Source organism: Pseudomonas fluorescens, assembly GCF_902498065.1.
Classification (GTDB): Bacteria; Pseudomonadota; Gammaproteobacteria; order Pseudomonadales; family Pseudomonadaceae; genus Aquipseudomonas; species Aquipseudomonas fluorescens_BJ.
In genome coordinates, this window is sequence record NZ_CABVIR010000001.1 from 450,989 (window position 1) to 464,376 (window position 13,388).

Sequence of the window (13,388 nt, forward strand, 5' to 3'; positions counted from 1 at the left end):
TCATGAACGAAGCCAGATTCGATTTTGCGGGTAACGCCATCACTCAACTGTGCGGCGTGAAATACCCGATTTTCCTCGGCGGGATGGCGGCGATTTCCGGCCCGCCACTCGTGGCGGCAGTCGCCAACGCCGGGGGGCTGGGCGTGGTGGGTGGGTTGCGCTTGCCGCCATTGACCTTACGCCGATGGATCCAGGAAACCCGAGCGCTGACCGACCAACCCTTTGGTGTAAACCTTGTTCCGCAGTTCGGCGGCCCTGACGTGTTTGAAGCGCAATTCCAGGTGGTCCTCAAAGAAAAGCCGCGGCTGCTTTCCTTGTTTTACGCCGAGGCCTATTCCGCCGACATGATTCCCCGGGCGAAGGACGCGGGGCTGGTGGTCATGGTGCAAACAGGCTCGGTGGAACTGGCGAAAATCGCCATCGCGCAAGGCGCTGACATCATCGTGGCGCAAGGCAGCGAAAGTGGCGGTCATTTGAATCGAGGCACCATCGGCATCATGCCGTTGCTGACGTCGATCCTGTCCATTGCCGAGGGACGACCGGTTCTGGCGGCCGGTGGCATCACCAACGGCGACGATGTCCGCGCGCTGATGTCGCTGGGCGCGTCAGGGGTGGTGGTGGGCACGGCGTTTATTGCCACCGACGAGTCGAATGCGCACCCGCTCTACAAGCAAAAGATTGTCGAGGCGACGACGGATGACACCGAGTACCGGACCGGGTATTCGTTCGGTTGGACTTATGGCACGCCGCACCGGGTGATTCCCAATCGCGACAAGTGGAACCTGCTGCGCTTTATCGGCGGTGGCGCCCGCGCAATCGACAAACCACGCATGGCCAAGAAGCTGTCGCTGTACGCGGGGCAGGGGGTTGGCAAAATCCACAGTGTCGTCCCTGCGGCAGAGCGTGTGGCGGAACTGGTGACAGGACTGCCGATGACCACAAGCCTGTTTGAACGCGGCGACGCTTATGCCGCCGCTGGCAGCTTTTTGCTGGAGCAGAGAAGGCCGCTTGGCTGGCAGTGAACGTTGATTGATCGCGTGAAGAAAGCAACGGCTCGGGGTGATTGACCGAGCCGTTTTGCGTGGGTGCGCGGCGCCGGCCGCAATGGTTTACAAGGCTGCCGGCCGGGCAATCTGATTCTGCGCCAGGCGGATGAACGCGCTCATGGCCGAGGTGATCATCGAATCGTTTCGGCGGATGAACACGGTCGAAACGTTGGCGAATTCGGCCGGTAGCGTGTGGCAGCGAATCGCATGCCGCACGCTGCAATTCTCTGCGATGGCCTTGGGCAACAAGGTCACGCCCATGCCCGCTGCGACGCATGACAGGATGCCGTCGAGGGTGCCCAGTTCCATGATCTGGTTGGGCACCAGCCCGACCTGGTAGAACCAGTTTTCCAGGGTAGAGCGATAGAAACATCCGGTGCGGAAGACCAGCACGGTTTGCTGGGGGATCTTCTCGATGAGCGCAGCCAGTGTCTCGAACTGGCTGCTACTGACCAGCACCAGTTCCTCTTGAAAAACCTCTTCCTGCGCCAAGGTCGAGTTCTGGTGAAATCCGCCGACGAACGCGCCGTCGAGTCGATGGGCTTCAATCGCCTTGATCAGCTCGACGGTCGTCCCGGTCAGCAGCGACAGTTGCACCTCGGGGTATTGCTCGCGGTACTTCGTCAGCACCTGTGGCAAGCGAATGGCGGCGGTGGTTTCCATTGAGCCCAGCCGCAGCAGTCCGGTCGGAACACCGGTGTCCGTCAAGGCGCTGCGACTCTCTTCTGTCAGTTGCAGGATGCGCCGCGCATAACCGAGGAAGGTCTCGCCCGCCGACGTCAGCACCACCCCGGATTTCTTGCGGATGAACAGCTCCCGATTCAGTTCGGCTTCAAGCTCCTTCACCCGCATGGTGACGTTGGACTGCACCGTATTCACGTTGACGGCGGCTGCGGTAAAACTGCCAAGCTCGGCAACCGCGCAGAAAATTTTCAGTTGGCGCATTTCCATGATCGTCACCATCCATCATAAAAAGTGATTATGGACATATTTAACGATCACTTTACGGCCTTTGTCGCCGGTTAGTAAAGTGGCCGAAACCCGCTAACACGTGCGATCGGACCCATGACATTGACTTCGAAAATTGATCACGTCTTCGCCGGCGGCCTGGGGATATTGAAACCCGAAGGGCAGCGTACGGGCATCTTCAAACAGCGACGTTCGAGCCCCGTTCGCGTCGAGCTGCACGGGATTGTCGGTGACCAGCACGGCGACACCAGGGTTCACGGCGGTCCGGAAAAGGCGGTTCATCACTATGCGGCAGAAAACTATCTGCGTCTGGCGCAGGCCTTTGCGCACTGCGCCCATGAGCTGCTTCCGGGCAGCCTGGGGGAGAACATTTCCGCGCTCGAACTCTCGGAGCGCAACGTGCACATCGGCGATGTATTCCTGATGGGCAGTGCAGTGTTGCAGGTGTCTCAGCCGCGCAGCCCGTGCTGGAAAATCAATCATCGTTTCGACGCCGAACACATGTCGATGCATGTCGCCAAAGAGCGAATCACCGGTTGGTATTACCGGGTGCTTCAACCGGGCTGCATCGAAGCGGGCGACAGGATCGAGCTGCTGGACAGGCAGACAGAGCGCTTTTCCATCGATGAATTCTGGCAGGTGCAGCTTTCTCACCGCCCGGTGATCGACGATCTGCTGGCGTTGGCGGCAAGCCGTGGATTGGCCGAAGACTGGAAGCGGCGCCTGTCGGAACGGGCGAAGTGGCTGCAAAAAGCGGTTCAGGGCCAATAGCTGTACACGCATGTGCACGTGTGGAGAGGGAGCAAGCCCCCTCGCCACACAAGCTCTGCTTAGCGGTGTTTACTCACGCGGATCAATCTGATCCAGCACCCGGTTCGCTGTTATTTCCGCCAGCATGATGCTGTTGGAAATGCCCAGCAGCGCGTTACGCGACCCGCCGTCGAGAAGGTCCACCAAGTGATGGACCATCACATCCACCGAGGCCAGCGTCTCGACCAGATAAACCATCAGGGTTTCGGTCGTGAGCGCTGGGTCCACGGTAAACAGGGTGCTGGGTGTGCGCGGCGTGGCTTTGATGTCGGCAGTCGACGGGAAGTGGTAGTCGAGGGCACGCTCGGCGGCCTCGTTGAGTTTGTTTGAGTCGGGTTCGTACGGGGAGGCTGGATCGGTGTCTGGCGGATTGGGTGAGGGTTTGATCATGGTTCTGTCTCCAAAAACGTGGAGCCGTCACCGACTTGCGACTAAACAAGGGGTGGCAGCTGTACGCAGGTTAGTCGACCGGGGGAGACTCAAAACCGGCGCACCCGAAGGCGCCCTGCGTACAGCTACCATGAAGTTCAGGCATGAAATGACCTGATTGTCTGGATGCAAATACGCTTTGAATCACCCCCGGGCGACTAAACCCGACCACTGATGAGCAGTGGCACGAATCAAGTTACCGGGCACCCCCAAAGCGCACAAGCCGGCGGATTCTGGCGTACCCGTAGGCAACGACGCAAGGTTTTGTAGCTTTCATCACGTAACCACGAGCGCGCTTAAACAAGCATTCACCCGCGCTGTTTAATACCTCAAACACCTTCACCATTTATGATCCATAAGATCATTAATCATCATTTTACATGATCCTTTGCCTGGCCTACTTTGACTCTGGCAGGCGCGCCATCGGCCGCCTGACGCTCTCCCGACAACAACAAGAGATGGCTCTTATCCACCACCAGGGGACACCCGCCATGAGCAACCAGCCAGTAGACATCGCACACTACATTCACGGCCGCGTGACGCACGGTACTTCAGGTCGCGCGCAGAACGTCACCAACCCTGCCATCGGTTCCGTCATCGGCAAAGTGGCGCTCGCCAATGCCGCTGAAGTCGACGCGGCAGTGAAATCGGCGGCGGCCGCGTTTCCCGCCTGGTCGGCGCTGCCGCCGCTGCGTCGCGCCCGCATCCTGTTCAAGTTCCTGGCGTTGCTCAATGAACACCGCGACACACTGGCGCGAATGATCACCGCCGAGCACGGCAAAGTTTTCACCGATGCCCAAGGCGAAGTGACGCGCGGCATCGAGGTCGTCGAGTTCGCCTGCGGCATCCCGCAACTGCTCAAGGGTGACTACACCGAGCAGGTTTCCACCAACATCGACAACTGGACCATGCGCCAGCCGCTGGGCGTAGTGGCGGGCATTACGCCGTTCAACTTCCCGGTGATGGTGCCGATGTGGATGTTCCCGGTGGCCATCGCCTGCGGCAACACCTTCGTGCTCAAGCCGAGCCCCATCGACCCGTCGCCGTCGTTGCTGATCGCCGAATTGTTCAAGGAAGCGGGGTTGCCGGATGGCGTGTTTAACGTGGTGCAGGGTGATAAAGAAGCGGTGGACGCGCTGATCGATCATCCGGACGTCAAAGCCGTGAGCTTTGTCGGATCGACGCCGATTGCCAATTACATCTACGAGACCGGTGCCCGCCACGGCAAGCGTGTCCAAGCCCTGGGCGGCGCAAAGAATCATATGGTGGTGATGCCCGACGCCGACATCGACCAGGTGGTCGACGCGCTGATCGGCGCGGCGTTCGGTTCTGCTGGCGAGCGCTGCATGGCGATCTCGGTGGCGGTGTTTGTCGGTGACGTCGCCGACAAGGTGATGCCGAAACTGGTGGAACGCACCCGCACGCTCAAAGTCCTCGAAGGCATGAACCTGGCCGCCGAGATGGGCCCGATCGTGTCGCAAGTTGCGTTGCAACGCATCACTGGCTACATCGAACAAGGTATTGAGGAAGGCGCCGAGCTGCTGGTCGACGGTCGTGGTTTTGACGGCGTTCAGGCGGGCGCAAATTGCGCCGACGGGTTCTGGCTCGGCGGCACGGTGTTCGACCATGTCACCCCCGAGATGAAAATCTACCAAGAGGAAATTTTCGGTCCGGTATTGGCGTGCATGCGCGTCAAGGACTTTGCCGAGGCGGTCGATCTGGTCAACTCGCATGAGTTCGGCAACGGCACCGCTTGCTATACCCGCGACGGTCACATCGCCCGTGAATTCGCCAGCCGCATTCAGGTGGGGATGGTGGGCATCAACGTGCCGATTCCGGTGCCGATGGCATGGCACGGTTTTGGTGGCTGGAAGCGCTCGCTGTTCGGTGACACACACGCCTATGGCGAAGAGGGCGTGCGTTTCTACACCAAGCAGAAGTCGATCATGCAGCGCTGGCCGAACAGCATCGCCAAGGGCGCGGAATTTGCCATGCCGACCTCCAAGTAAACACGGCTTTCTGCTCCACAGGTTTGGGGGTAGATGACGTGTTGGCACGGGCTGGCACGGCATCCTTTTTCCCAGGGGGAGCGAACACCTCGCTCCCGGTTTTTTCCGCACAGGTGAACCACTATGCCGTTGCTCAAGTTCGACATCATCCAGGGGCGCAATGACGAACAGCTCAGGACCCTTCTGGACGTGACCCATCAAGCGATGGTCGAGGCCTTTGAAGTGCCCGACAGTGACCGCTACCAATGCGTTACGCAACATCGTCCGGGGGAGTTGGTGCTGCACGACACGGGATTGGGTTACACACGCACGACCAACGTGGTGTTGCTGACGGTGATTTCGCGACCGCGTTCAGAGGTGCAGAAAACCGTGTTCTACCGCTTGCTGGCCGAGAAGCTGCAAGCCGCGTGTGGCCTGTCGCCCGATGACCTGATTGTTTCGCTGGTGGAGAACGCCGATGCGGACTGGTCCTTCGGCCGTGGAAAGGCGCAATTTATGACCGGTGAACTTTAGGCTTCGCCGTGTGGGCCTAGGGGTCCGTTTTTACCTCCGTGCAATTCTCTTTCAGGTGCTGCCATGTCCACTCCGCTGCTGTCCCTATTGAACATTCGACTGCCCGTCCTTCAATCGCCGATGGCAGGTATTTCCACGCCCCGACTGGCGGCAGCGGTGTCCAACGCCGGCGGCCTCGGCGCGATTGGCATCGGGGCGAGCAACGTCGAGCAGGCGCGGAACATGATTCGCGAGACGGCCGCGTTGACGGACAAACCGTTCAATGTGAATGTTTTTTGCCACCAGCCTGCTGTCCACGACAGCGCTCGCGAGACGCAGTGGCTGACATTTCTGGCGCCGTTTTTTGCGGAGTTCGGGGCGGCTGCACCAACAGCGCTGCGTGAGATTTATACCTCGTTCGTCGAAGACCCGGACATGCTGCAGATGCTGCTGGAAGAACGTCCGGCGGTGGTCAGCTTTCATTTCGGGCTGCCGCCGCAACCGGCAATCGATGCGCTCAAGGCCGCCGGCATCATCCTGTTGTGCTCCGTGACCAACCTCGCCGAGGCGCAAAGCGCGGAACACGCCGGCGTGCATGCGCTGGTCGCTCAAGGTTACGAAGCCGGGGGGCATCGCGGGGTATTCGATCCGCAGCAGGATTCGCAGATGGGGACGTTGGCGTTGGTGCGTGTACTGGCGGCGACTTGCCGACTGCCGGTGATCGCGGCGGGCGGCATCATGGACGGCGCGGGGATCAAGGCGGCCATGCAGCTGGGCGCCAGTGCCGCACAGTTGGGAACGGCGTTTATCCTCTGCCCGGAATCCTCCGCCAACAACGCCTATCGCGAGGCCTTGAAAGGGCCGCGAGCCCACCAGACCCAGGTCACCAGCGTCATTTCCGGGCGTCCTGCCCGGGGCATGGTCAATCGCAACTTCACCGACCTCGAGGCGGCTGGAACGGCCCTGCCAGATTATCCGCGCGCCTATGACGCCAACAAAGCGCTCAACGCCGTGGCCAGCGCCAAGGCCAACACGGAGTTTGCCGTGCAATGGGCGGGGCAGGGTGCGCCCCTGGTTCGTGAGATGCCGGCCGCTGCGCTGGTGAATCTGCTCGCTGCGGAAATGAACGACTGAGTCAGACGTTTAGTGCAGTGCAACCTCACTGAACTTGAGCAGCAGCGGGTCATTGTTCCCGTCACGAAACGCGAGCTTGATCGCTGGCGTTTTACTCAACTTGCTGTTGCTCTGCTGGAACGTCAGCGTGACCCGGGTCGGTACGTTGCGGATCAGCTGAAACTGCAGCCAGATGTTGTCCTCGACCTGGCCCACCCGGGCTGATTGGCCTTTGAGTGGACCGCCAGATTCGTCGAACAGCACGGTGTCATCGTTGAAGCGGAAGCTGCGGTCGACGTTCAGGTTGGTCAGTTCAAAGGTGCAGGTCGGCAAACGACCGATGTTTTCGCAACCTTCCAATTCAATACGTACGTTATCCAGCACTTCCATGCGTTTGCCGAGCAGGTTGCTGCCTTCGTTTTCTACGACCTTGGACTGCAGTTTGGCGAATTCGAACGAGGGCTTGGCGTACTCCGTGCCCAAAATGAAAAAGCCGAAAGACAGGCCTGCGACCATGAAGAACTGCAACACACCCCTGAGCATCGGCGTGAGGTTGCGGATCTGCCAACCGATGGAAACCACGCCCAGGAACAGGAAGGTGCTGACCAGCAACACCACGTTTTTCCAGCTGATGAAACTGAAGCCGAACACGCTGGGATCCGGCACGGCATAGGTGATCAATGCCCACATGGCGCCGAGCAAGACCCCGAGGCCTGCCATGCCTCGGGTGATCATCGAGGCAACTTTCTGAGTGCGGGTAGGTGCTGTGAGTGAATCTTGCTGTGGTATCAACGCTGCCAACTCCTTGTTTTGTAGCCGTCCGTGCTTGATGGCAAATGTCGGGCTGTTGCAAAAAAATACCGCGGGAGGCCGAGGAGCGGTCGCCCGTTGTGGCAGGTTGCCATTATCCAGCAACGGCGCGGCAGGTAAAGCGTGGTATCGCCTGATGTGCAGTGAAGACCTCCCGCCTGCAGTGTCAGTTGTTACGGTGTCAGGCGCTGGGCGAGTAACGGTAATAGTTGCTCGCAGGAGGCCTCTATTTTCAGGTCGAGGAGGTCATCCGCTCGCGTCTTGCCCAGATTGATTGCAATCAGCGGCTTGCCTTGATCCGCCACCACCCGGCACAAGCGAAACGCCGAATACGCCATCAACGAAGAGCCCACCACCAGTAATCCCGCCGCTTTTTCCACCGCAGCCATCGCTTTCGCCGCTGTCTGCTGCGCCACGTTCTCGCCAAAAAACACCACGTCCGGTTTCATTCGCTCGCCCGCGCAATGCGGGCAATGCGGTACCTGAAACCGCGCTTCGAACCCCGGGTCGAGCAGCGTGTCGCCGTCCGGCGCCTGCACCGCATCCACGCCGGCCAGGTACGGATTCTGCGCTTCCATCAACTGCTGGATGGAATCCCTCTCACTGCGCTGCCCGCAATCCAGGCACAGCACCCGATGCAGGCTGCCATGCAGTTCGATCACGTCGTGGCTGCCGGCCTGGTCGTGCAAGGTGTCGACGTTCTGGGTGATCAATCCACTGATTTGCTGCGTACTTTGCAGACTGGCCAGCGCCTCGTGCGCCACATTCGGCTGAGCCTGACGCACCCGTGGCCAGCCCAGCATCGCCCGCGCCCAATAGCGGCGCCGGGATTCGGGGGCGCCGAGAAACTCCTGATACATCATCGGTTGCCGGCCACGGCGCACGCCCTGGTGGTCGCGGTAGTCCGGAATGCCCGACGGGGTGCTGATGCCGGCACCGGTCAGGACCACGAACGGCTGGTCGGCCATGAGTTGCTGGAGCCGGTCGAGTTCTTCGCGGGTACGGCTGTCGAGCATGTTTAACACTCCGGTAAACCTTGAGTGTGTGCAGGGTAGCACTGAACCCTGTAGAAGCCGGCTTGCCGGCGATGGCGATCATTCGGACGCCATCGCCGGCAAGCCGGCTCCTACAGGTGTGGTGTTTACTTGCGAGCTTCGAGTATCAGGTTGAACGGTGTTTCCGTCGCCCGCCGGAATGTGCTGAATCCCGCCTCCGTAAACACCTTGCGCAGCCGCGCCTCGCCTGCCTGGGCGCCGAGCCCGAGGCCGACTTCCTGAGACAGCGAGTTCGGGGTGCAAATGAACGTCGAGGCGGCGTAGAACAACCGTCCAACCGGGGTAACGTTGTCATCGAGCTTGTCGTTGGCGAACGGTTCCACCAGCAGCACCGTGCCGTCCGGTTTCAGCGATTCATAGGCGTGCCGTGCCGCGCCCACCGGGTCGCCCATGTCATGCAGGCAGTCGAAATAGCAGATCAGGTCGTAGTCGTCACCGGGATAGCTTTTTGCCGTGCCCTGGAAGAACCGCGCCCGCCCGGACACACCGCCTTCCTCGGCACGTTGGGTGGCGACGGTGACGGACGGCGCGTGGTAGTCGAAGCCGACGAACCGCGAGTCCGGGAACGCCTGGGCCATGATCACCGTCGATGCGCCATGCCCGCAGCCGATGTCCGCGACCTTGGCGCCAGCCTCCAGTTTGGCGACGACGCCGTCGAGGGCCGGTAGCCATTCGGCGACCAGGTGCGCTTTGTAGCCGGGCCGGAAGAACCGTTCCGTGCCGCTGAACATGCACGGATGGTGGTCGCCCCAGGGCAGGGCGCCATTGCCGCGCATGGCTTTGACCAGCTTGTCCTTGTCGTGGAAAAACGACGCGACCACGCCGATACCGCCCGCGACGTAGACCGGTGAGTCTTCGATCGCCAGTGCCAGGGCTTGCTCTTCGGGCAGACGGAACTGGCCGTCGCGGTGTTCCATGTAACCGGACGCGGCGTGGGCGCTGAGCCATTCGCGCAGCAGGCGGGGGTTGCAGCCGGTTTTGTCGGCGAGGGTTTCGGGGCTGATCAACTGACTGTCAGCCATCGCCCGGTACAGCCCGAGCTCTTCGCCGAGGATGACGTTGGCGAGCATCGCCGCCCCACCCATGTCGTTCACCAGTTTGCCCATGAAATCGTTGAGTCTGGCCTCGTCCATCACGTGTGCTCCTTTTGCAGGATCACGGTCCAGAGGCGTTGTTTTTCGAGGCATCCAGCTCTGGGCGGTGGTCGTGGGAATGAACAGGACAATAACCGCGTCCTGAGTGCACTAAGTTTAGTTCGGGGGCTGTGGGCTGCTGGCTGGAGCGACGAAAGCGCCTGAGGCTGCACGTTTTGGTTCGCGCTGAACCCTGTGGGAGCGGGCTTGCCCGCGATGAGGTCGGTACATCCAACCTACCTGTCGCCTGACACACTGCCATCGCGGGCAAGCCCGCTCCCACAGAGTCCATTAGTGATCTGAGATTGCATGTATCCCAATGTATCCCGACTCCTGATCGATACATTTCCCCTTAATACCGGGCCACTGCCGAACACAGCCCAGATACAAACCTGCGATGAACTGCATAGGCCGTTTGGCACCCTATACACCGTGAAGGGGACAACAATGACCACACTCCTGCCTGAAACCGACCTGACATCTGCCCCCGTCGAGCGCCTGCGCGTCGACCAGTACACCAACGGCCTCATCGGCCCAAGCCAGCCAATGCTCGGCCCGTTGGCCGATGGCGGCACCCTGATCACCGGCACACCGCCGGGCTGCTGGGGGCCGATGATTACGCCGGCCTTCGAGGGCGGCCATGAAGTGACCCAGCCGGTGGCCATCGCCGGTGCCGAAATCGGCGACGCCGTGGCGATCAAGATCAAAAGCATGCGCGTCACCTCGCTGGCCACGTCGTCCGGCGTGATGAGCTTCGTTGAAGGCCGCTACAACGGTGATCCGTTCGTCGCGAAATTCTGTAGCAAATGCGGCACCGAACACCCGGCCAGCTACGTCGAAGGCATCGGTGAAGATTCGATTCGTTGCAGCAACTGCGGCGCCGAGGTCAGCGCCTTCCGCTTCAGCCACGGGTACGTGATCGTGTTCGATGCGCAGAATCAGGTCAGCCTGACCGTCAATCAGGACGCGGCCAACCAACTGGCCGGGAATGCCTCCGAAATGTCGGCGCTGCCGGAATTCGCCGCCCAGCATTCGATCCTGTCCCTGGCCCGCGCCGACATCCCCGGCGTCGCCGCGCACATGCGGCCGTTCCTCGGCAACATCGGCACCACGCCATCGCGGGACTTGCCGGACTCGCACAATTGCGCCGACTTCGGCCAATACCTGATCGGCGCACCGCACCGTTTCGGCATGACGCGTGAGGAATTGCATGCGGCCAAAACCGACGGTCACATGGACACCAACTCGATCCGCGAAGGCTGCGTATTGATCTGCCCGGTGAAAGTCCCGGGCGCCGGTGTGTACATGGGCGACATGCATGCCCAGCAGGGCAACGGCGAGATCGCCGGGCATGCCACCGACTGCTCCGGGGAAACCGAAGTGCAGGTCGAAGTGATCAAGAACCTGACACTGGAAGGGCCAATCCTCCTGCAAAACCTCGACGATCTGCCGCCGATGGCACGGCCGATGAATGCCCTGCAACGGCAGAAAGTCCGCGAACTGGGCGAGCGCTGGGGCCAGACCGAGATCGAGCAGAGCGGCCCGATCACCTTTATCGGCAGCGGCGAGAACCTTAACGTGGCCGTGGAGAACGGCTTGCAACGTGCCGCTTCGGTCACTGGCCTGCCGTATGACGAAGTGCTCAACCGCGCGACCATCACCGGCTCGATTGACATCAGCCGCTTGCCCGGCACCGTGCGCGTGACCTTCCTGTGCCCGATGGACGTACTCGATCGCATCGGCATCGGCCATCTGGTGCGCGAAAAATACGACCTGGCGTAACGCCCACCGGCGGCTCTGTACCGAAGTGTGTACAGAGCCGCCGGCGATACAACCGTTGCGAATTTCTGCCGGAACGCAACACAGGCCCGATACACCGTTTCGGTTAACTGTGATTACGTTCTGACAACCTCTGAGATCGCCATCATGCAGACTTCCATTCCATCAACGAAGGCCACCGTCGGACTGGGCCTGCGTCGCGGTTTAATGAAAGACCTTCAAGCCGCCCGTGTGGGCGATTTCGACTTTCTGGAAGTCGCGCCGGAGAACTGGATCGGCATCGGCGGCGCCCATGGCGCGGCGTTGCTGGCCCTGGCCGAACGTTATCCGTTGTCCTGTCATGGTCTGTCGCTGTCACTGGGCGGGCCGGCGCCGCTGGACGTCGGGTTTTTGCAGGAAGTGCGGGGTTTTCTCGATCAGTACAACGTGCCGCTGTACAGCGAGCACCTGAGCTACTGCAGCGATGACGGTCACCTTTACGACCTGTTGCCGCTGCCCTTTACCGAAGAAGCGGTGCACCACGTCGCCGCGCGCATTCGTCAGTCCCAGGACATTCTCGGTCGGCGCCTGGCGGTGGAAAACGTCTCCTATTACGCCGCGCCGCAGCAGGACATGGATGAGCTGACGTTCACCAACGCGGTGCTGCGTGAAGCCGATTGCGACCTGTTGCTGGACGTCAACAATGTGTACGTCAACTCGATCAACCACGGTTTCGATCCGCAGGCGTTTCTGGCCGGCATCGATTCGGGCCGGGTGGTGGCGATGCACGTGGCCGGGCATTTCGATGAATCCGACACGTTGAAAATCGACACCCACGGTGCATCGGTGAAACCGGTGGTGTGGTCGTTGCTGGCCCAGGCCTATGCCCGGTTCGGCGCGCAACCGACGTTGCTTGAGCGTGATTTCAATTTCCCTGCGTTCTCTGAATTGGTCGCCGAATTGCAGACCATCCGCCGCTTGCAAACCGAGGGGGTGACCCGTGGCTAACTCAGGCCTGTTTGAGCAGCAAAACACCTTGGGGCTTTACCTGCGTGACCCCGATCATTGCGCGCCGCCGGCCGGAATGGACGTGGCGCGGGCGCAGGTTTACCGCGACCTGATTTTCAACAACCTCTCGATATTGCTCAGCGGCACCTTTCCGGTGCTGATCAAGATTCTTGGCGATGAGCACTGGCGTTCGCTGTTGCGAATTTTCCTGCGGGACTACCGAGCGTACACACCCAAATTCGGGGAGATCGCCAGGGAGTTTGTCGACTTTCTCGCGTCAGAGCCGTCAGCGTTGCGCGAGGGGCCGTGGCCGCCGTTCATGGTGGAGCTGGCGCATTACGAGTGGGTCGAGATGGTGTTGCAACAAGCCGAGGCCGAGCCTTTGCCACCCGGCGATGCCGGGCTGTTGCTGGATCGACCGCTGCAGCTTTCGTCGCTGGCCTGGCCGTTGGCGTATGCCTGGCCGGTGCATCTGGTCGGACCGGATTATCAACCGGACGCTGTACCGGCCGAGCCGACGTTGCTGCTGGTGCGCCGGGTTGAGGACTGGAGTGTGAAGTTTTCCGCGTTGAGCCCGTTGGCGTGGCGCTTGTTGCAGCGAATTGGCGAGTTTCCCGAGCTGAACGGGCGCGAGCAGTTGGAGGGTTTGGCTGTCGAGGCAGGAACAACCGGATCGCAGGACTTCATCGATAGCGGGACGACGTTGTTGCGGCAGATGCAGGGGGAAGGGGTGGTTGGCGTAATTGCCTGACCAAA

Annotated in this window: 13 protein-coding genes; 8 read left to right on the forward strand and 5 right to left on the reverse strand. The window is 60.9% G+C overall.

The annotated features are described in order from the left end of the window. Window positions 1-2 precede the first annotated feature (2 nt). Window positions 3-1,022, forward strand: a complete 1,020-nt coding sequence (locus F8N43_RS02210) for an NAD(P)H-dependent flavin oxidoreductase (protein WP_150638643.1) — start codon at window positions 3-5, stop codon at window positions 1,020-1,022. 87 nt (window positions 1,023-1,109) lie between these two features. Here F8N43_RS02210 and F8N43_RS02215 read toward each other — a convergent pair whose 3' ends face one another. Beyond that, entirely contained in the window at window positions 1,110-1,997 is an 888-nt protein-coding gene (locus tag F8N43_RS02215) for a LysR family transcriptional regulator (RefSeq protein WP_150638641.1), read from the reverse strand. A gap of 114 nt (window positions 1,998-2,111) precedes the next feature. Here F8N43_RS02215 and F8N43_RS02220 point away from each other — a divergent pair, with 114 nt between their 5' ends. Further along, window positions 2,112-2,786: an MOSC domain-containing protein gene (locus F8N43_RS02220; RefSeq protein WP_150653123.1), complete on the forward strand. Its 675-nt coding sequence runs from the start codon at window positions 2,112-2,114 to the stop codon at window positions 2,784-2,786. Window positions 2,787-2,855: 69 nt separating this feature from the next. Here F8N43_RS02220 and F8N43_RS02225 read toward each other — a convergent pair whose 3' ends face one another. Further along, complete coding sequence (locus tag F8N43_RS02225; RefSeq protein WP_150631976.1) at window positions 2,856-3,215, reverse strand: DUF6124 family protein; 360 nt, start codon at window positions 3,213-3,215, stop codon at window positions 2,856-2,858. Window positions 3,216-3,745: 530 nt separating this feature from the next. Here F8N43_RS02225 and F8N43_RS02230 point away from each other — a divergent pair. From F8N43_RS02230 to F8N43_RS02240, 3 genes are all read left to right on the forward strand, one after another. After that, window positions 3,746-5,263, forward strand: coding sequence for a CoA-acylating methylmalonate-semialdehyde dehydrogenase (locus F8N43_RS02230; RefSeq protein ID WP_150631977.1), 1,518 nt, complete (start codon window positions 3,746-3,748; stop codon window positions 5,261-5,263). A gap of 123 nt (window positions 5,264-5,386) precedes the next feature. Next, window positions 5,387-5,776 carry a tautomerase family protein gene (locus F8N43_RS02235; protein WP_150631978.1) on the forward strand — a complete coding sequence of 130 codons (390 nt, stop codon included), beginning with the start codon at window positions 5,387-5,389 and terminating at the stop codon, window positions 5,774-5,776. A 63-nt stretch (window positions 5,777-5,839) separates the two neighbouring features. After that, on the forward strand, window positions 5,840-6,889 hold the full coding sequence (locus F8N43_RS02240; RefSeq protein WP_150653124.1) for an NAD(P)H-dependent flavin oxidoreductase: 1,050 nt from the start codon (window positions 5,840-5,842) through the stop codon (window positions 6,887-6,889). Window positions 6,890-6,898: 9 nt separating this feature from the next. Here the strand turns inward: F8N43_RS02240 and F8N43_RS02245 are convergent, their stop codons facing one another. The 3 genes from F8N43_RS02245 to F8N43_RS02255 all read right to left on the reverse strand — a co-directional run bounded on the left by F8N43_RS02245 (window position 6,899) and on the right by F8N43_RS02255 (window position 9,866). Then, on the reverse strand, window positions 6,899-7,603 hold the full coding sequence (locus F8N43_RS02245; protein WP_150638633.1) for a hypothetical protein: 705 nt from the start codon (window positions 7,601-7,603) through the stop codon (window positions 6,899-6,901). Window positions 7,604-7,851: 248 nt separating this feature from the next. Then, entirely contained in the window at window positions 7,852-8,694 is an 843-nt protein-coding gene (locus tag F8N43_RS02250; RefSeq protein WP_150631981.1) for an NAD-dependent protein deacetylase, read from the reverse strand. Between the two features lie 125 nt (window positions 8,695-8,819). Further along, window positions 8,820-9,866: a class I SAM-dependent methyltransferase gene (locus tag F8N43_RS02255; protein ID WP_150631982.1), complete on the reverse strand. Its 1,047-nt coding sequence runs from the start codon at window positions 9,864-9,866 to the stop codon at window positions 8,820-8,822. Between the two features lie 447 nt (window positions 9,867-10,313). On the opposite strand from F8N43_RS02255, the gene F8N43_RS02265 reads away from it, so the two are divergent. The 3 genes from F8N43_RS02265 (at window position 10,314) to F8N43_RS02275 (ending at window position 13,383) form a co-directional block, all read left to right on the forward strand. Continuing rightward, entirely contained in the window at window positions 10,314-11,648 is a 1,335-nt protein-coding gene (locus tag F8N43_RS02265) for an acetamidase/formamidase family protein (RefSeq protein ID WP_150631983.1), read from the forward strand. A 144-nt stretch (window positions 11,649-11,792) separates the two neighbouring features. Continuing rightward, the gene (locus tag F8N43_RS02270; protein WP_150653125.1) at window positions 11,793-12,632 is read left to right on the forward strand and encodes a DUF692 domain-containing protein; all 840 of its coding nucleotides are present in this window, start codon (window positions 11,793-11,795) and stop codon (window positions 12,630-12,632) included. Further along, window positions 12,625-13,383: a DUF2063 domain-containing protein gene (locus F8N43_RS02275; protein WP_150653126.1), complete on the forward strand. Its 759-nt coding sequence runs from the start codon at window positions 12,625-12,627 to the stop codon at window positions 13,381-13,383. The genes F8N43_RS02270 and F8N43_RS02275 overlap by 8 nt, the downstream gene beginning before the upstream one ends. The last annotated feature ends 5 nt before the right edge of the window (window positions 13,384-13,388 follow it).

Coding starts and splice junctions, on each gene's coding strand:
- F8N43_RS02210 (WP_150638643.1), top strand. CDS start 3: ATGAACGAAGCCAGATTCGATTTTGCGGGTAACGCCATCACTCAACTG.
- F8N43_RS02215 (WP_150638641.1), bottom strand. CDS start 1,997: ATGGAAATGCGCCAACTGAAAATTTTCTGCGCGGTTGCCGAGCTTGGC.
- F8N43_RS02220 (WP_150653123.1), top strand. CDS start 2,112: ATGACATTGACTTCGAAAATTGATCACGTCTTCGCCGGCGGCCTGGGG.
- F8N43_RS02225 (WP_150631976.1), bottom strand. CDS start 3,215: ATGATCAAACCCTCACCCAATCCGCCAGACACCGATCCAGCCTCCCCG.
- F8N43_RS02230 (WP_150631977.1), top strand. CDS start 3,746: ATGAGCAACCAGCCAGTAGACATCGCACACTACATTCACGGCCGCGTG.
- F8N43_RS02235 (WP_150631978.1), top strand. CDS start 5,387: ATGCCGTTGCTCAAGTTCGACATCATCCAGGGGCGCAATGACGAACAG.
- F8N43_RS02240 (WP_150653124.1), top strand. CDS start 5,840: ATGTCCACTCCGCTGCTGTCCCTATTGAACATTCGACTGCCCGTCCTT.
- F8N43_RS02245 (WP_150638633.1), bottom strand. CDS start 7,603: ATGATCACCCGAGGCATGGCAGGCCTCGGGGTCTTGCTCGGCGCCATG.
- F8N43_RS02250 (WP_150631981.1), bottom strand. CDS start 8,694: ATGCTCGACAGCCGTACCCGCGAAGAACTCGACCGGCTCCAGCAACTC.
- F8N43_RS02255 (WP_150631982.1), bottom strand. CDS start 9,866: ATGGACGAGGCCAGACTCAACGATTTCATGGGCAAACTGGTGAACGAC.
- F8N43_RS02265 (WP_150631983.1), top strand. CDS start 10,314: ATGACCACACTCCTGCCTGAAACCGACCTGACATCTGCCCCCGTCGAG.
- F8N43_RS02270 (WP_150653125.1), top strand. CDS start 11,793: ATGCAGACTTCCATTCCATCAACGAAGGCCACCGTCGGACTGGGCCTG.